This is a genomic window from Nocardia jiangxiensis NBRC 101359, assembly GCF_000308615.1.
Lineage (GTDB): Bacteria > Actinomycetota > Actinomycetes > Mycobacteriales > Mycobacteriaceae > Nocardia > Nocardia jiangxiensis.
Genome location: NZ_BAGB01000062.1, coordinates 114,431 through 131,161 on the forward strand (window position 1 = coordinate 114,431; position 16,731 = coordinate 131,161).

14 protein-coding genes are annotated in these 16,731 nt (G+C 67.7%); 7 read left to right on the plus strand and 7 right to left on the minus strand.

Translation table 11 applies throughout. The annotated features are described in order from the left end of the window. Positions 1 to 122: 122 nt before the first annotated feature. Entirely contained in the window at positions 123 to 1,055 is a 933-nt protein-coding gene (locus ON40_RS27680; RefSeq protein ID WP_051193624.1) for a fatty acid desaturase family protein, read from the minus strand. A 214-nt stretch (positions 1,056 to 1,269) separates the two neighbouring features. Here ON40_RS27680 and ON40_RS27685 point away from each other — a divergent pair, with 214 nt between their 5' ends. Continuing rightward, complete coding sequence (locus tag ON40_RS27685) at positions 1,270 to 1,578, plus strand: glutaredoxin family protein (RefSeq protein WP_040827673.1); 309 nt, start codon at positions 1,270 to 1,272, stop codon at positions 1,576 to 1,578. A 3-nt stretch (positions 1,579 to 1,581) separates the two neighbouring features. Here the strand turns inward: ON40_RS27685 and glyA are convergent, their stop codons facing one another. Together glyA and ON40_RS27695 are read right to left on the minus strand one after the other, a co-directional pair. Beyond that, positions 1,582 to 2,880 carry a serine hydroxymethyltransferase gene (gene glyA, locus ON40_RS27690; RefSeq protein ID WP_040827859.1) on the minus strand — a complete coding sequence of 433 codons (1,299 nt, stop codon included), beginning with the start codon at positions 2,878 to 2,880 and terminating at the stop codon, positions 1,582 to 1,584. A gap of 345 nt (positions 2,881 to 3,225) precedes the next feature. Next, complete coding sequence (locus tag ON40_RS27695) at positions 3,226 to 4,422, minus strand: hypothetical protein (protein ID WP_040827675.1); 1,197 nt, start codon at positions 4,420 to 4,422, stop codon at positions 3,226 to 3,228. 266 nt (positions 4,423 to 4,688) lie between these two features. Here ON40_RS27695 and coaA point away from each other — a divergent pair, with 266 nt between their 5' ends. After that, the gene (gene coaA, locus ON40_RS27700; protein WP_040827676.1) at positions 4,689 to 5,621 is read left to right on the plus strand and encodes a type I pantothenate kinase; all 933 of its coding nucleotides are present in this window, start codon (positions 4,689 to 4,691) and stop codon (positions 5,619 to 5,621) included. Positions 5,622 to 5,898: 277 nt separating this feature from the next. Here coaA and ON40_RS27705 read toward each other — a convergent pair whose 3' ends face one another. Continuing rightward, complete coding sequence (locus ON40_RS27705) at positions 5,899 to 6,498, minus strand: hypothetical protein (protein WP_051193625.1); 600 nt, start codon at positions 6,496 to 6,498, stop codon at positions 5,899 to 5,901. Between the two features lie 99 nt (positions 6,499 to 6,597). After that, on the minus strand, positions 6,598 to 7,377 hold the full coding sequence (locus ON40_RS27710) for an isoprenyl transferase (protein WP_040827677.1): 780 nt from the start codon (positions 7,375 to 7,377) through the stop codon (positions 6,598 to 6,600). 212 nt (positions 7,378 to 7,589) lie between these two features. Here ON40_RS27710 and trhA point away from each other — a divergent pair, with 212 nt between their 5' ends. Continuing rightward, positions 7,590 to 8,213 (plus strand): PAQR family membrane homeostasis protein TrhA, encoded by a 624-nt coding sequence (gene trhA, locus ON40_RS27715; protein ID WP_051193647.1) that lies wholly within the window; start codon positions 7,590 to 7,592, stop codon positions 8,211 to 8,213. A gap of 158 nt (positions 8,214 to 8,371) precedes the next feature. Further along, a complete protein-coding gene (locus ON40_RS27720) occupies positions 8,372 to 9,961 on the plus strand; it encodes an adenylate/guanylate cyclase domain-containing protein (protein ID WP_245568017.1) in 1,590 nt (529 codons plus the stop codon). 17 nt (positions 9,962 to 9,978) lie between these two features. Here the strand turns inward: ON40_RS27720 and ON40_RS27725 are convergent, their stop codons facing one another. Both ON40_RS27725 and ON40_RS27730 read right to left on the minus strand, forming a co-directional pair. Continuing rightward, positions 9,979 to 10,578: an LGFP repeat-containing protein gene (locus ON40_RS27725; protein WP_051193648.1), complete on the minus strand. Its 600-nt coding sequence runs from the start codon at positions 10,576 to 10,578 to the stop codon at positions 9,979 to 9,981. A 180-nt stretch (positions 10,579 to 10,758) separates the two neighbouring features. Then, positions 10,759 to 12,858 (minus strand): thioredoxin domain-containing protein, encoded by a 2,100-nt coding sequence (locus tag ON40_RS27730; RefSeq protein ID WP_040827679.1) that lies wholly within the window; start codon positions 12,856 to 12,858, stop codon positions 10,759 to 10,761. Positions 12,859 to 13,210: 352 nt separating this feature from the next. Between ON40_RS27730 and ON40_RS27735 the strand changes: the two genes are divergently transcribed. From ON40_RS27735 to ON40_RS27745, 3 genes are read left to right on the plus strand one after another with little or no spacing between them, the layout of a single operon-like run. Then, on the plus strand, positions 13,211 to 14,257 hold the full coding sequence (locus ON40_RS27735; RefSeq protein WP_157186437.1) for a GNAT family N-acetyltransferase: 1,047 nt from the start codon (positions 13,211 to 13,213) through the stop codon (positions 14,255 to 14,257). After that, on the plus strand, positions 14,247 to 15,530 hold the full coding sequence (locus ON40_RS27740; RefSeq protein ID WP_040827683.1) for an MFS transporter: 1,284 nt from the start codon (positions 14,247 to 14,249) through the stop codon (positions 15,528 to 15,530). The genes ON40_RS27735 and ON40_RS27740 overlap by 11 nt, the downstream gene beginning before the upstream one ends. Next, positions 15,509 to 16,729, plus strand: a complete 1,221-nt coding sequence (locus tag ON40_RS27745) for an ATP-grasp domain-containing protein (RefSeq protein ID WP_040827684.1) — start codon at positions 15,509 to 15,511, stop codon at positions 16,727 to 16,729. The genes ON40_RS27740 and ON40_RS27745 overlap by 22 nt, the downstream gene beginning before the upstream one ends. The last annotated feature ends 2 nt before the right edge of the window (positions 16,730 to 16,731 follow it).

Sequence of the window (16,731 nt, forward strand, 5' to 3'; positions counted from 1 at the left end):
CCCGCGGACCGGTCCGGATCCCGCCGCCGACGAGAAGCGCGACGGCGGGACTCTCACTAACGTCGATCAGCCGGTACCGAACGAGAACGCTCCGATACCGCGCGACTCAGCCGAATCCGGTTTCAGCCGAGTTCGATGGGGCCGCGGAACTGACGCGCGGCGGCGGCGGCCCAACCGAGATCGTAGTGTCCACCCTCGTCGAGGAATTCCTCGCGAAGCTCGTACCAGCGCAAACCCGGATGCCGGTGGTGCACGCCGTGCAGGTTGAAGCTCAACGCGGCCTGTTCCAGGAGGCGGGGCAGGCGCAGGTTCAACGCCTCCAACGGAGCGTCCAGGTCGGTGCCGTAGTGGTAGGCGTTGTCCGACAGGGAGATGACGAACGCTCGCCCGCCCAGCGCCGCGAGCAGCATCCAGCCGTACCCGCCGTACGCGAGGAACGCCGCGGCATACAGCACCACGATCGCGGCCGCGTCGGCGCGGAACTGCCGCAGCACCTTGGCCTGCGCGATCCGTTCGAACAGCAGTCCCGCGACGGAATCCGGCGCGTCCACCCGTCGGCCGAGCCCGCGGATCGCCGCGACCGGGAGTGCGGCCAGTGGCAAGGCCGCGACCTCGAGCAGGTAGAGGCCGCCGCACAGGCGCAGGTAGTAGCCGGGGGCGGTCTTCGCCCAACTGGACGTCGCGGGGTCGTAGATCTCGGTGCGTTCCCGGGTGCGGCTGTACCGGTGGTGCAGCAGATGACCGATCTTGAGCATCGCGAACGGCGAACCGTACAGCACCGCCAGCGCGCGGCCGCACAGGTCGTTGACCTCGCGTCTGCGGATCAGGGTGCCGTGAATGGCCTCGTGGATCAGCGACCAGAACGGTGTGGTCAGCAGCACCGGCGCCAACAGCGACCAACCCCACATCGGGTCGTGTGGCAGCAGGATCAACGGCAGCAGGAACAGCTGGAACGCCCCGACGACGACCGCCGCACCGAGCAACCAGGAATTGATCGCCCGCACCCGCCGCTCGCGAGATCTGCGATTCGTACGACCGGTCCCCACATCGGTCATGGCCGCTGTCCCTGTTCTCGTCGAGCCTGTCGTTCACCACTCATCGTGCCACTCCGCACCGGAAGCGGCCCAGGTCGAACGGGCTTTCTACCAAGAACTCGCGATAACGTCATCCCCTGGTCGAGCGGGATTCACCTCGGGCGACCGACCGGGATGCCGAGCAACCCTCCGGCCGTCCCGACGAACGCCGGCGCGGCGAATAGACTCATCTCGTATGTCCGACGACATCTCCCCCGAACTGGTCGTCTATCGCCGTCCCGGCTGCCCCTACTGCGCCCGGCTACGGCGAGTGCTCAACCGCCACGGGATCATTCACCGCGAGGTCGACATCTGGGGCGACCCGGAGGCCGCGGCATTCGTGCGTTCGGTGGCCGACGGCAACGAGACCGTACCCACCGTGGTGTTGAAAGAAGGCGCATCACAACGGCATTGGGTGAACCCCACGCCGAGAAAACTGGTCGCGACCGTGACCGCCGACGCGCCGGAACTCACCGGCGGCACACGTCGCTTCGTGCTCTGGTAACGCTCAGCCGAGCAGGCCCCAGTCTTCCAGCCCCTGGTACAGGGGCCGGTCGGCGGCGAGCTTGCTGACCCGGGCGCGCAGCGCGTCCAGATCCGCACCGCCCGCGAGCGCGGTGGCGATGATGTCGGAGACCTCGGCGAACTCCGCGTCACCGAAGCCGCGGGTGGCCAGGGCGGCGGTGCCGATGCGCAGGCCGGAGGTGACCATCGGCGGGCGCGGGTCGAACGGAACGGCGTTGCGGTTCACCGTGATTCCGATCTCGTGCAGCAGATCCTCGGCCTGCTGGCCGTCCAGCACCGAGCTGCGCAGATCCACCAGGACCAGGTGCACATCGGTGCCTCCGGTCAGCACGGTGATGCCCTTGTCCTTCACATCGGCCGCGGTCAGACGCTCGGCGAGGATCTTCGCACCCGAGAGCGTGCGCTCCTGACGCTGCTTGAACTCCTCGGTCCCGGCGATCTTGAACGCGGCGGCCTTGGCTGCGATCACATGCATCAGCGGACCGCCCTGCTGACCGGGGAACACCGAGCTGTTGAGCTTCTTCGCGAAGTCCTGCTTGGCCAGGATCAGCCCCGAACGCGGACCGCCGAGCGTCTTGTGCACGGTGGAGGACACCACGTCGGCGTGCGGCACCGGCGAGGGGTGCAGTCCGGCGGCGACCAGACCGGCGAAGTGCGCCATATCGACCCACAGGTACGCGCCGACCTCGTCGGCGATCTCCCGGAACGCCGCGAAGTCCAGATGCCGCGGATACGCCGACCAGCCAGCCACGATCACCTTCGGCCGAACCGAGAGCGCCTGCTCGCGCAGGGCCTCCATGTCGACGCGGTGATCCTCCTTGCTCACCCCGTAGGCGTGCACCTCGTAGAGCTTGCCGGAGAAGTTCAGCCGCATGCCGTGGGTGAGGTGCCCGCCGTGCGCGAGATCCAGACCGAGCAGCTTCTCGCCCGGATTCATCAACGCCATCAGCACCGCGGCGTTGGCCTGCGCGCCCGAATGCGGCTGCACATTGGCGAATTCCGCGCCGAAGAGTTCCTTGACCCGCTCACGCGCCAGGTTCTCCACCACGTCGACGTGCTCGCACCCGCCGTAGTACCGGCGCCCCGGATAACCCTCGGCGTACTTGTTGGTCAGCACACTGCCCTGGGCCTGCAGTACCGCACGCGGTACGAAGTTCTCCGAGGCGATCATCTCGAGGGTGTCGCGTTCCCGGGCGAGTTCGCCCGCCATCGCGGCAGCGAGTTCGGGATCGAGTTCGGCGAGCGATTGGGAGTTCACGGAGGCGGCGGTCGTCTGGGTCACCAGCACAGTCTAAGTGGGCACGCGTAGCACAAGCGCGTGGGCACCCCACCCGATTCGGCGGAATCAGCGCGTCACTGTGCCCTCAATTTCTCGGGCACCCGAACCGGGGTGTTCCGGACAGGGGTGCGCGAGCCGAGACTGGGACGCGGAAAACTCGATCACCGGAAAGGCCCGTCCACGATGCAACCGATCTTCGCACCCCTGAACCCCATCGAAGCCCTGCTGCAGCAGATCTCACTCCTGGTATGCACGCTTTCCGGCGGACATTGTTCCGTGCCGATGTATTGAGCACAGGCGAATTCGATGATCATCGGATCCTGCGCCTCGCCCGGGTGACCCCGGGCGTCACATGCGGCGGACCGCTCCGGGGGTGAGCGGTTCGTCGAGCAGGCGGCGGAAACGATCGGCGCGGTCGTCCTCGTCGGCGGCGCGGTCGAGCCAACCGCCCAACAGGCGATAGCCCTCCACGTAGGTGCTGATGTAGGCCCGCCACAGCGGTGAGGACAGGAAGCGCAGCGACTGCCTGGCACGATCGGGAGTGGCCAGACTCCAGCGCTGCAGGAATCCGGCGACCTCGTCCGCATCCCGGCCACGATCGTGCAGCAACAGCGCGGCGTCCTGCCGCACGCCCAGCAGTTTCGCCGACGCGTTCGAAAGACGTTCCGCGCGTTCGCCGTCGAAGCGCAGCCCGAGATCCGCGTAGATCTCCTGCGCCCATCGACCCCACCCCGGCCCGACGATCGAACGCAGTGCCAGATCCGCCAGGCCCTCGGCCATCAGGCACTGCGGGGTGTTGACCACGAACAGCGTCTGCTCGGCCTGGCCCGCGCCGACCAGTCCGGCCTCCTTGCGGCAGTGCTCGGTGTGATGACCGGGATACGCCTCGTGCGCGATGAGCGCCGGAAGATGCGCCATATGCTGTTTGAGGTCGGAGTTGATCGCGACCCTGGACCGGTAGTTGCCCAGGTAGTAATTGAATCCGGACCACGGCTTGTCGCCGACGACCTCGTATTCCACCTGTTCGTGGTCGGGCAGCGGATACCGTGCCCGGACCAGTTCGCGCAGCGCGCCGGAGAAGGCCGCGACGCATTCGCTCAACCGCTCCGGGGGCACCTCGTCGGCCTTGCGATGCGCGCTCACCCGTTCGAACAGCGACCCGTCGCCGGCCAGGACCTCGTCCATCTGCCGATGCGCGTCGCGGTAGTCCTCCTCGTTCCCGGGCGCGATATCCACGTCGAAATAGGCGCGCACCTCGTCGACGAAGGAGATCTGCTCACCGGCGAACTTGCGCGCGGAACATTCCAGGGCACGCAGATGTACATCGAGGAATTCGGTGCGCACCTCGGGCAGACCCGCCTCCGGCAGCTCCTTGCGCAATGCCGCAGCCTGCGTTGCCAACTCGCCCGGCAGCGGCGCGGGCCCCTCCTGCACCTCGCGTCGCAGCGCGGGGTCGCCGGTGTAGGCGTCGACGAACCCGGGTTCGAGGCGGTCGAAGGCCAGCCCCAGCCGCAGATAATCCGTCACGAGCGGATGCGCATCCATGACAGCCGACCATACCGCGACCGGGCGTTCACGCAGTCCGGGCAGTACGAGGCCGCCGAAACCCCGAGGCCGGGAGAGAAATGTCACGCATAGTTACCGGCGAGTAATAACACCCCGTGTACGAGGCGTCCTTGCCCGCGAGGACAATTCGCCTATGCCAGGACTGCCCACCGGATCCCGTCCCGCCGGGCGCGCGGACGGCGCCGGATCCCGGTGCGGCGTCCGGACCGAATGCGTCATGTGCACCGAACCGAGAGCGTGGGTAAATGGCACGGATGAGTGAGCCGAGTCCCTATGTGGAATTCGACCGGAAACAATGGCGCACCCTGCGAAAGTCGACCCCCCTGGTACTCACCGAGGAGGAACTGTTCGGCCTGCGCGGACTCGGCGAGCAGATCGATCTGGAAGAGGTCGCCGAGGTTTATCTGCCACTGGCCCGATTGATCCACCTCCAGGTCGCCGCACGGCAGCGATTGTTCGCCGCCACCGCGACCTTTCTCGGCGAGACCCATCCGGACCATCAGGTGCCGTTCGTCATCGGCATCGCCGGTAGCGTCGCGGTCGGCAAATCCACCACCGCGCGCGTGCTGCAGGCGCTGCTGGCCCGCTGGGACCACCACCCGCGCGTCGACCTGGTGACCACCGACGGATTCCTTTATCCGACAGCCGAACTCACGCGTCGCGGAATCATGCACCGCAAGGGATTCCCGGAAAGTTACGATCGGCGCAAGCTGCTGCGTTTCGTCACCGAGGTCAAATCCGGCGCCTCCGAGGTCTGCGCGCCGATCTATTCGCATATCGCCTACGACATCCTGCCCGATCAGTTCCACTGCGTGCGCCAGCCCGACATCCTGATCATGGAAGGACTCAACGTCCTGCAGACCGGGCCGCGCCTGATGGTCTCGGACCTGTTCGATTTCTCGGTCTACGTCGACGCGCGGATCGAGGATATCGAGAAGTGGTACGTGAATCGCTTTCTGTCCCTGCGCAAGACGGCATTCGCGGACCCGAATTCGCACTTCCACCACTACGCCGGATTCAACGATCAGGAGGCGACGATCGCGGCCCAGGAGATCTGGAATGCGACCAACCGGCCCAATCTCGTGGAGAACATCCTGCCCACCCGCCCGCGCGCGACTCTGGTGCTGCGCAAGGACTCCGATCACAGCATCAACCGAATCCGGCTGCGTAAGTTGTAATGCTGTATTTTCGGCCTCCGCTTCGCTCCGGCGTGTTTTCGGCGCTGTAAGGCTCGTCGTTGCGCCCTCGAGACTCGGGCTTCGCCCATGCGCTTCGAGGACGCAACGACGAGCCCGCGCCGAAAACCTTCAGGTGTTCTTGCTGAGCCTTTCGCTTCGCGGGCGACTTCCGGCGCACAGAGACGCTTCGCCGCTGAGCACGTCCCGAGGTGGTCGGGACGCGAGCGCAACTCACCTTTCGGGCGGGCTCGGTCCTGCGTCGTAACCGAGAGCATCGTCAGACCTTCCAGGCCGCATCCAATCGGGTGGCGACGTCGATTTCGCGGACTGCGGCTATGTGCGGTTTGCGGATCTCGCGGGCGACGTAACGGGCGACGAAGCGGCGGATCTCGTGGTCGACGCTGGCCAGCAGGCGCAGGAGTTGGCCGCGGCGGGTGGCGGTGGCTACGTTGACGCGGACGTCGCTGGGACGCGGCTCGGCGATGTCGATGATCACCCGCAGCGGTTCGGCGGTGCGGACGGTCAGGTGGACGTGCACCGCGCCGTCGACGTCGAAACGGTGGCGGTCCACGGTCAGATCCAGCAGCAGATCGACGTTCAACGGGATCGCCAGATCGAAGGTGATCTCCTCGCCCAGATTCCGCACCAGCACCGGCTCGCCGAGCCGCACCTGAGCGCTCACCTTGGCCAGTCGGCCGGGGCCGACCCCGATCGGTCCGAAATCGAAAGCGGCGCCGGTCAATTGGGAGAACGCGCCCGCGATTCGCGATTCCGACGCGGCGTATTCCAGGAATCGCCGACCGAAATCCTCGTAGCTGATGTACGGCCTCGAAGCCGACGCCACCTCCGCCGCGCCGCGCTGCCCGGACTCACTCATATACTGGACGGTACGCGAGCACGACCGCACACACCCCGATGATCATGCAATGCAACAGATCCTGCGCCGCACCGTTATCAGCTCGCCCGAGAGCGGCACTCAGACTCCGTAACGCCGATGCCGGGCGGCATAATCACGCAACGCGCGCAGGAAGTCGACCCGGCGGAATTCGGGCCAGTACGCCTCGGTGAACCAGATCTCCGAATAGGCGCTCTGCCACAGCAGGAATCCCGACATGCGCTGCTCACCCGAGGTACGGATGACCAGGTCCGGATCGGGCTGTCCGGAGGTGTACAGATGCTGGCCGATCGCGTTGACGGTGATCGACTGGACCAGATCCTCCCCCGTCTCCCCCGCCGACATCTCCTGCCGGACCAGCGAACGCACCGCATCGGCGATCTCCTGGCGGCCGCCGTACCCGATCGCGACGTTGACGTGCACGCCGGTGCGGCCGTGGCTCTCGTCGGCGGCCTTGCGCATCCGGCGCGAGACCTCCTCGGGCAGCCCGTCGAGCGAGCCGACGATCTTCACGCTCCAGTTCTGCTCCGGCGCGGAGAGCTCCTCCACGACGTCGGTGATCACCTCGAACAGGATCTCCAGTTCGTCCGGGGCGCGGTTGAGGTTCTCGGTGGACAGCAGATACACCGTCACCATCTCGATGCCCTCGGCCTCGCACCAGCCGACGAGTTCGGCGATCTTCAGTGCTCCGACCCGATGCCCGTGGCTGACATCGGTGAAGCCGTTCTCTCGTGCCCAGCGGCGATTTCCGTCACACACCACGGCCACGTGACGCGGATGTTGTTTGCCTGCGAGCTGTTTGGACAGCCGCGCCTGATAGATGCGATACGGCAGCTCACGCACCTGACTTGCAAGCCTCACGGAGAGCAACCCTACGCCCCGGGGTTATCGGCATGCCGCGTACATCGGCGGGACTCCGGCCGCTGACGTGTCATCGGTGCTCCGATCGCGAGATCGATAACTTACGGTACCGTAGGTTACTCAGGAGGTAAGTCGTGTCCGAATTGGTGACGCCCGCGCCCGACGCCCTGGGAACCTCCGGGCTCACGGCGGACATTCCGGTCAAGCCGCGCATGCGGGGCTGGATCCACACCTGGGCGGTCGGAATCGCCGCCATCGCGGTCATCGTGCTGGTCGCGGTGTCCGCGACCAGCACGATGACCGCGGGCCTCTCGACGCTGATCTACGGGCTCACGGTCTGTGGCGTCTTCGGGGTCAGCGCCACCTACCACCGGGTGACCTGGTCCAGTACGCGGGCACGCACCCATATGAAGCGGGCCGATCATTCGATGATCTTCCTGTTCATCGCCGGCAGTTACACCCCGTTCGCGCTGCTGGGCCTGCCCGGTCACACCGGGACGACGCTGCTGATCGTGGTCTGGGCGGGCGCGCTGGCCGGAGTCGCGCTCAAACTGCTGTGGCCGACCGCGCCGCGCTGGGTCGGCGTACCGCTGTATCTGCTGCTGGGCTGGGCGATCGTGCCGGTCGCGGCGCGCATGACGCACAACGTCGGCGTGGCTCCGATGATTCTGCTGCTGGTGGGCGGACTGGCCTACAGCATCGGCGCGATCCTCTACGCCGCCAAATGGCCGAACCCCTGGCCGACGGTCTTCGGACATCACGAATTCTTCCACGCCGCAACGGTTCTCGCGGCGCTGTGCCACTACGTCGCGGTGTGGCTGGTCGTCCTGAGATGACCGCGCCGGTGCGCCCGGGAGGCGCGGCGCACCTGTGACGTACCGGACACGATCCGGTCGAAACCGACGCCGCCACACGCGTGGGTTCTATGCTGCTCGTTCGTGCTCTACGAATCGATAGCGCGGTTGGATCATCCCGGCACCACCCCCTGCGCGCCATGATGAATCGGCTGATCCTGTGGGCGCTGCGGATGCGCTGGGGCCTGTCGACCGTGGTGCTGGCCTGCCACGTCGGCGGGCTCGCGGTCATCATCATCGAACTGTGGCTGAGCGGATTCCTGGGACGGCTCGGACCGGACTGGATGAGCGCGCTGGCGCAGACCTCGATCTACCCGATCCTGGGCGCGCTGGTCGGTGTCGCGATCGCCGTGCGCGATCGTAACCACTACTTCGGCTGGCTGGACACCGGTCGCAAACCCACCGAGGCCGAGGCGCGGCGGCTGTTGAACCTGCCGATGGCGACCACACTGCGGGCTCTGGCCATCTGGCTGCCCGGCGTGATCATCGTGACGTTGCTGTTCGCGCAGGTCGTGCCGTCGCGGGCGATCGTGGTGGTCGGCGCGATGTTCGCCATGGGCGCCTTCGAATCGGCCGGTTTCACCCTGTTGATCGTGGATCGGCTGATCCGGCCCGCGATTCCGCTGGTCGCGACGGTCCTCGGCGGGACGATGCACTGGAGTTCCACGGTGCTCAACCGCGTCGTGCTGTCCTGGACGGTCTCCGGCGCGATGCCGCTGCTGATGCTGATCACCGTGCTCGCCGACCCGGTCGCCGCGCCCGGCGACCGCATCCACACCGCGCTGTACATGTCCCTGGTGGGCCTGTTGGTCGGCGCGATCGCCACCGCCACGCTGGCCCGCGCGGTCGCCGCACCGCTGCGGATGCTGCGCCGTGCGCTGGACCGGATCGCGCACGGCGATCTCGAGGTGCGGGTGCCGGTCGGCAGCGCCAGTGAGATCGGCCGCCTGGAACATTCGGTGAACGAACTGGCCGAGAACCTGTCCGAACGGGAACGGCTGCGCGATATGTTCGGCCGGCATGTGGGCACCGAGGTGGCCGAACGCGCCCTGGCCGGAGGGATGGACCTCACCGGCGACGTTCGCGTGGTGACGGCGCTGTTCGTCGACGTCGTCGGCTCGGTCGAACTGTCCACCGGACTCGCACCGCGCGAATTCGTCGCCAAACTGAACCGGCTGCTGTCGATCGTCGTCTCGGCCACCGAGGACAACGGCGGGCTGGTGAACAAATTCGAGGGCGATGCCGCGCTGTGCATCTTCGGCGCACCGATCGCCTTGCGCGACAACGCGACTCCCGCCCTGCGCGCCGCCCGCCGGATCCGCGACGAGGTGGCTGCCGGGGGTGAGCTCGACATCGGTATCGGCGTCGCGCGCGGATCGGTGTTCGCCGGGGACGTCGGCACCGACACCCGCCTGGAATTCACCGTCATCGGCGACGCGGTGAACGAAGCGTCCCGGCTGACCACCGAGGCCAAACATGTGCCACGGCGAATCCTGGTGAGCCAGAACGTCATCGAGGCGGCCTCGGGCAACGAGAGCGCGTCGTGGGAACTGCACGAGACCATTCACCTGCGCGGGCGCAAACAACCGACCGACTGCTGGACCGATATCGCCGCGACCGTGCCGAGCGTCGGCCGGGAGAAGGCGTCGGCTGCGGACGGCAACGGAGCCGGGCCCGACTCGGGGGATGCGGTGTCGGATGCCGCGGTGCAGGCCGTTCGTCCCGAATAGTCAGCGAATGCCGCGGCTCACGGGTGCCAGGTGATCCGACCGCCCTGGAAGTCCTGGGCCTTGCCACCGCGATAGTCGTATTCGTCGCTGGTCGGATAGCCGTAGCGGCCCTTCTCCGCGCCGTTGCCCTGCCAGACCCCGGCGATGGAACCCCAGACCGCGTGCGCGCCGGTCTCCTCGGACCAGTAGATCACTCCGCCGGGGAACATGTTGTAGCGTCCGGCGCCGTCACTCCCGGCCTTGGACTCGTCCGAGAGCGGGAAGCCCAGCGGACTGCGCTCCCAGCCCATCGAGGCGTATTTGTCGCGAATGAGACCGCAGATGTTGTGCGCGTCGGTGCCGACGGACCAGTAGATCGAGCAGCCGCGCTCGAACACCTGGAATCTGCCGCCCTGGGCGGCCGACTCCGGGGTGGTCGGATTGCCGAAGAAGCCCGTGCCGCCCGCGCGATCGTAGGCTTTCTCGATGGAGCCGCCGACGTCGAACGCCCCGATGTGCCGCGCCGCCGCCGGGCCCGCGCCCGTTACAGTGGCAAATACCACGGCGGCGACGCCTGCGGTCAACGCCAGCGCAGCACGCCCGGCCGGGCGGTGCGAACGGTTCCTACGAGGCTGCATGGTCACGTGAACTCCCTGTCCAAGCGGTCGATCCTGACCCCGGCGACCGCTTCCTGCACGCCATCCTGCAAGGACTTGACGCAGTCGGCAAGCCTGCCCCGCCGAACTGGTGAGACTTGATAGCCGGAAGCTATGCATGTCTCGCTGCCAGGGCTTTCTCGAGAATGGGGGGAGCGCTCGTCAGGTTGACGCGTCCAGCACGAGGGACGAGCGCAGCGCCTGTGGGTCGGTCACCGGAAGGTCGCAGACCGAGCCGCGGCAGACGTAGGCCGCCGGTCGGGCCTGGACCGGCGGTCGACTGTCGAGCAGCGGCGATGAATCCTGTTTTCCGGCAAGCACCACCGATCCGCCGGGGGCCGACCAGCGTGCGGCGGTGAGCAATTCGGACGCGGCGGGATCGGCTCCCTCGGGCAGTGCGACCGCGATCTGCAACGGCCCCTGCACCGCCGCTTCGGCGACCGCGAGCCAGTGGCCGCCGGATCGGGGCGCGCGGGCGAGCACGATCGCGCTGCGGGACAGGGTGGATTCGGCCAGGGCACGGTAGCGGCCGGCTCGATCCGGTTCACTCAGCGCCGACGCCGTCAGCAGGGCCTCGGCGAAGGACGAAGCGCCCGAAGGGGTTGCGCCGTCGAACGGGTCACGCGGGCGGGAGATGAGCGATTCGGCGTCGTCGGCCGTGTCGAACCAGGCACCCGCAGCGGCCGGATCGGCGAAATGGGTGATCGCGATGTCCAGCAGTTCCCGCGCGCGGGCGAGCCAGCCGGATTCGCCGGTGGCCTGATGCAGGGCCAGCAGACCGGTTGCCAACCAGGCGTAATCCTCCAGGATCCCGGGGGCCGCACCGGTTACGCCACCGAGCGAGGCGCGCCGCAGGCGGCCGTCGATCACGTGCTCCGACAACAGCATTCGCGCGCATCGGGCCGCGGCGTCGACCCAGTCGGGCCGGGCGTGGGCGGCCCCGGCCTCGGCCAGCGCGGTGATCGCCATCCCGTTCCACGCGGTGACCACCTTGTCGTCCCGGGCAGGTTGCGGACGCTCGTCCCGGGCCTGTCGCAGCAACTGCCGGACCCGACCGAAACGTTCGGGATCGACCGGCCCCGAGACATCGGTGTGGCCCGCGGGCACCGGCAGGGTGAGCACCGAGGTGCCGTGTTCGAAACTGCCCTCCGCGGTCACGCCGAAAATCTCTGCCGCCCAAGCACCGTCGTCCGGGCCCAGGACTTCGCTCAGCTGTTCGGGAGTCCACACGTAGGTCGCACCCTCGACTCCCGGGCCGTTCGGATCGACGTGGGTGTCCGCATCCAGCCCGGAGGCGAATCCACCCTGTTCGGTCGCCAGATCGTCGAGCAGGAACGCGGCCGTCTCCGCGGTCACCCGCAGCGGCAGATCACCGCGCGAAAGCTGTTCCGCGGCAAGTTCTCGCGTACCGGAGCGGGCCAGATGCGCATAGCCGCGCAGCAATTGAGCGTTGTCGTAGAGCATCTTCTCGAAATGCGGTACCACCCAGGCGGCATCGACCGCGTACCGGGCGAACCCGCCCCGTAGCTGATCGTAGATACCGCCGCGGGCCATCGCGACGGCCGTATCGAGCACGGCCTTGCGCGCCACCGGATCCCCGGTGCGTTCGACATGCCGCAGCAGCCCCTCCAACAGCGCGGACGGCGGAAACTTGGGCGCCCCACCGAATCCCGCGTACCGCGGATCGACATCGCGCAGCACCGCGGCCACCGCGTGATCCAGCAATTCCGGACCTACCGCGAGATCACTGTCCGGCAGCCCGTCGGCCTGCGCCCGCAACGCGTCGGCCACCTGCCCCGCGGCCTCGTCCACCTCCGCTCGCCGGCTCCGCCAGGTATCGGCCACCGCGGTCAGCACCTGCGTGAACGAGGGCATCCCCCCGCGCGGCGTCTTCGGGTAGTACGTCCCGCAGTAGAACGGCTCCCCTTCCGGCGTCAGAAAACACGTCATCGGCCAGCCGCCCTGCCCGGTCATCGCCACGGTCGCCGACATGTAGATCGCGTCGATATCGGGCCGCTCCTCCCGATCCACCTTCACGCACACGAAGTTCGCATTCATCACCCCCGCCGTCCCCGGATCCTCGAACGACTCGTGAGCCATCACATGACACCAGTGACAACTGGCATACCCCACCGACAACAGAACCGGCACATCCCGCGCAACAGCCTCCGCCAGCGCCTCCGGCCCCCACTCCCGCCAATCCACAGGATTGGAGGCGTGCTGCCGCAGGTACGGCGACGTAGCACCACCCAATCGGTTCATGAGTTCACCTTACGGCCCATCCATGCGGACAGCCTCTGCTTCATCCACAGCTCCATACGCCAACAGATAGCGAACCGTTATACAGTGTTGCATCTGCACTTGATCTTGAAATCCTTGGCGATCCGCTCGCCGTCCCACTCCACCTCAGCACCCGGCTTATCCGCTATTTACTTCCATATGAACAGGATTGGAGATGGTTCCGATCGCTCACCTCTTCCCAGGTCAGCGATTGATGCTTACACTATATAGCGGTACATAGAGCACAGTGCCGTTATGTAATGATCAAATGAGAATGACGGTGGCCGTCTCGGATCACCCTCCCGTGATGTGCAGGTGAGCTATGCGTGTCGACATGAGAGCCACATCGATCCGGCCCCCCGAATGGGACGACCTCGCAGCGGAAGTGTCCGAGTACACCGTGTCGATCCGCTGGCTCGAGACCATGGGGCCGCTACTGCCGGGTGAGCCCCGATGGCTGATCGCCTCGGTCGACGGACAGGCCCGAGTCGGATTGCATGCCCGCTGGCTGGCTTCTCCCCCACCGGATGCCCGGTTCGACATCGCGGCCGTGCTGCGCGGCGACCTCCCGTCGCCGGAGCCGCGAACAGCTCCGGCCGCGGCACCGGATACCGCAGAGCTGTATCCGTCCGTACTGGTGACCCTGCCCGGATATTCCTGTGCGGCAGCGGGTTCCGGTGCCGCCGAACCGGCCCTGCTGCGGGAGACGCTGACCGCTCTGGACGCCTGGGCCTCGAGTCAGGGAGCGCGGTCGGTGTCGTTCCTGTACATCCCCGAGCGGCAGGAACCGCTGCGCCGGGCCCTGACCGAATTCGGTGCGACACAGGTGGAGCTGTACCCGACCTGCGTGCTGCCGATGACCTTCCGCAACATGGACGAATACCTGCAGCAACTGCCGCGCCCACGCCGCAAGGGCATCGGGCGGCTGCTGCGCCGCCTAGCCGAGCGGAACATGACAGTCGGTGAGGTCGAGCTGGCCGAGGTGCGCGACGACGTGCTCGAACTGCGTCTCGAACTGCTGCGCAAGTACAACTCCGCCGCCGATCGCGCCACGCAGTCCGCGGCGCTGGATCGGATGCTCACGCACTACCGTCCCGAGGACATCGTGGTGACGGCGGTCCAGCGGGCCGGCCGGGTCGTCGGCTTCACGCACGGTCTGCGGAACGGAAACACGTTGCGGCAGTTGTGGTGCGGGCACCTGCCCGAGGCGTACGGCGCTTACTTCGTGACGTGCTTCTACGCACAGGTCCGTGCCGCGTTGGAGCGCGGCATCGAGCGCATCGACTACGGCACCCTCGAGTGGGCTCTGAAGACCGATCACGGCTCCGAACTGGAGCAGTTGGCCGGCTACACGTGGACGGTGACAGGCGATGGGCGGTAGCCGGCTGTTCCTTTGCGGCCAAGCGATCTCGCTGCTGGGCGACGGTCTGGCCGTGCTGGCGGTTCCGCTGCTGATGTTGCAGCTGACCGGCAGTCCGGTGCTGTCGGCACTGGCTGCCGCTCCGCGCGTGATCGGCTACCTGATCGGCGGACTGCCCGCGGGTCCGTTGGTGGATCGGGCCGACCCGTGGCGGATACTCCTCGCCGCCGATGCGGTGCGAATGGTTGTATTCCTGCTGCTGGCTGCCGCGGTGGCGGTGCACGGATGCCCGGTCGCGGCGATCCTCGCCCTCGCCTGCGTCGCCGGGGTGGCAGGGGTGTTCTTCGAGACCGCGCTGGCCGTCGCGGTGCGGGACCTGTACGCCGGACCACGGTTGCTGCGCGCCAACGGATTTCTGGAGACCTCCGGACAGCTTTCACTCGTGCTCGGTCCGGCAGCGGTGGGTGTGCTGGTGGCAGCGGAAGGCCAGGAGGCGGCGCTGCTGACGAACGCCGGGACCTTCGCGGTGTCGCTGATCACCGTGTGGCGAACCTACCGGCAGCTGCCGGACACCGAATTCACCGGTACCGCCGAAACTTCCGACTCGAAGCGCCCAGCGGCCCTCGGCGCGGGAGTTCTCGGATCCGTCGGCTCCGAGTTCTGGACCGGACTGCGGTATCTGGTGACGTCGTCGGTCGTCGCGGCCATCACGCTGTTGCAGGCGGTGACCGCCCTCGGTCTCGGGGCCGAAACGTTGATTCCGTTCTTCGCCCGCGAACGTCTCGGTGCATCCGCCGTCCTGGTGGGCCTCGCGGTCGCCGGAGGCGGACTCGGCGGCGCACTCGGTGCGCTCATCGCGGCCGCCGTCGGGCCGCGCCGATCACCGATTTTGTTGTGCCTGACGGGCATGCTGCTCACCGCCGTCGGGTTGGCGCTGGCGGGGCTCGCGCCCGGCGTGCTGTGGCTGGCCGTCGCCAACGCGCTGCTGGCGGGGGCCAGCATGGTCGTGGTCGTCGTGGTCCGCACCCTGCGACAGCAGGTGGTGCCGCGCGAGTTGCTCGGCCGGGTCACCAGCACGGCTCGATCGCTCGTACTCGCCGCCGCGGCGGCGGGCACGCTGCTCACCGGACTACTCACCCGGCTCGACGGCGACGATCCCCGTCCGGTGTTCCTCGGCGCCGCAGTGTTCGTCGCGGTGTCCACCGCATCGGTGTGGGTGGGTGTGCTCGGCCGTACCGCTCGCCGACTCGACGTGTTCGACAGGAGTAACCAATGCGCCCCCACGTCCTCGTGATTCACCGTTCACGCGGTCCCATCGCGCCGTATCTCGAAGCCATCGATCACGACGCCCACGAGGTGACCTATGTATGCGCCGCACAGGTTCTGCACCGCATCCCGCAGCATGCGGCGGCCGAGGTCGTGGTCTTCGACGGCGTCGAACCGGTGGACGACGCGGTCCGCGGGCTCGCCCGCCGTCACGGTGTGCCCGAGCGCATCGTCGCGATCAGTGAGACCGACCTGCTGCGGGCCGCGCACCTGCGGTCGGAGTTCGGCATCGCCGGGGACCCGCCCGCGCACGCACTGCCGTTCCGGGACAAGCTGGTGATGTACGAGCGGGCCGCGGCGGCCGGGGTCGCGGTACCGGTATTCGCCGACGCACCCGACGCCGCGGCGATCTCGGCGTTCGCCCGGCGATCCGGGTTCCCGGTGCTCGTCAAACCCAGGCTGGGCCTCGGCAGCCGCGACATCGTCACGCTGTCGGGTGCCGCCGACCTCGCCGATCTGCCCGATCTGCGCAGCGAACCCTTTCTCGTCCAACGCTTCTGCCCCGACGAGACCGGCTCGGTCGACGGCGTCTGGACCGGTACCGAACTCGGGCCGTGGCGCGGTTCGCGGTACATCCACAGCTGCCTGGACTTCGCCACCGGCGAGAACAGCTGGGGGACAGTCGAAATCGATGATCCGGCACTCGACGAGCAACTGGCGTCGTTCGCGAGCAAGGTACTCACGGCGTTGAGCGCGGGTGTGCCGACGGTATTCCACCTCGAACTCTTCCTGGGTCCGGCCGACGCGCCACGTCTGCAATTGCTGGAGATCGCCGGACGGATGCCCGGCGCCGAAGCCACCCATCTCTGGCGCGAGGTACACGGCTACGACCTGGTCGGCGCGGCGCTGGACATCCAGATGGGCCGCGCCCCGGACACCCGGCCGCTGCGGGCGGGTCGGGTCGCCGGGCAGCTGCTGGTACGCCCTCCCGTGCCGCCACCGTGTGTCGTGACGGCCACACGCCTCGACGTCGCGCCGGACCACGCGCCCTACCGCCATGCGATCCCGGCCGTCGGCGAGGTCATCACCGAAACGGCCGGATACGTCGGCATCGGCGCAAGCTTCCGGTTCCGCGCAGACACCTCGCAGGCCGTCACCGAGTCCATCCGACACACCCTGTCCGGGTTCCGAATGGACTGTGCCACCGCCGAATTCGAGAGAATATGACC

Excerpts from the sequence above, each read along its gene's own strand:
- ON40_RS27680 (WP_051193624.1), bottom strand. The coding sequence starts at position 1,055 with ATGACCGATGTGGGGACCGGTCGTACGAATCGCAGATCTCGCGAGCGG.
- ON40_RS27685 (WP_040827673.1), top strand. The coding sequence starts at position 1,270 with ATGTCCGACGACATCTCCCCCGAACTGGTCGTCTATCGCCGTCCCGGC.
- ON40_RS27695 (WP_040827675.1), bottom strand. The coding sequence starts at position 4,422 with ATGGATGCGCATCCGCTCGTGACGGATTATCTGCGGCTGGGGCTGGCC.
- coaA (WP_040827676.1), top strand. The coding sequence starts at position 4,689 with ATGGCACGGATGAGTGAGCCGAGTCCCTATGTGGAATTCGACCGGAAA.
- ON40_RS27705 (WP_051193625.1), bottom strand. The coding sequence starts at position 6,498 with ATGAGTGAGTCCGGGCAGCGCGGCGCGGCGGAGGTGGCGTCGGCTTCG.
- trhA (WP_051193647.1), top strand. The coding sequence starts at position 7,590 with ATGCGGGGCTGGATCCACACCTGGGCGGTCGGAATCGCCGCCATCGCG.
- ON40_RS27720 (WP_245568017.1), top strand. The coding sequence starts at position 8,372 with ATGATGAATCGGCTGATCCTGTGGGCGCTGCGGATGCGCTGGGGCCTG.
- ON40_RS27725 (WP_051193648.1), bottom strand. The coding sequence starts at position 10,578 with ATGCAGCCTCGTAGGAACCGTTCGCACCGCCCGGCCGGGCGTGCTGCG.
- ON40_RS27730 (WP_040827679.1), bottom strand. The coding sequence starts at position 12,858 with ATGAACCGATTGGGTGGTGCTACGTCGCCGTACCTGCGGCAGCACGCC.
- ON40_RS27735 (WP_157186437.1), top strand. The coding sequence starts at position 13,211 with ATGAGAGCCACATCGATCCGGCCCCCCGAATGGGACGACCTCGCAGCG.
- ON40_RS27740 (WP_040827683.1), top strand. The coding sequence starts at position 14,247 with ATGGGCGGTAGCCGGCTGTTCCTTTGCGGCCAAGCGATCTCGCTGCTG.
- ON40_RS27745 (WP_040827684.1), top strand. The coding sequence starts at position 15,509 with ATGCGCCCCCACGTCCTCGTGATTCACCGTTCACGCGGTCCCATCGCG.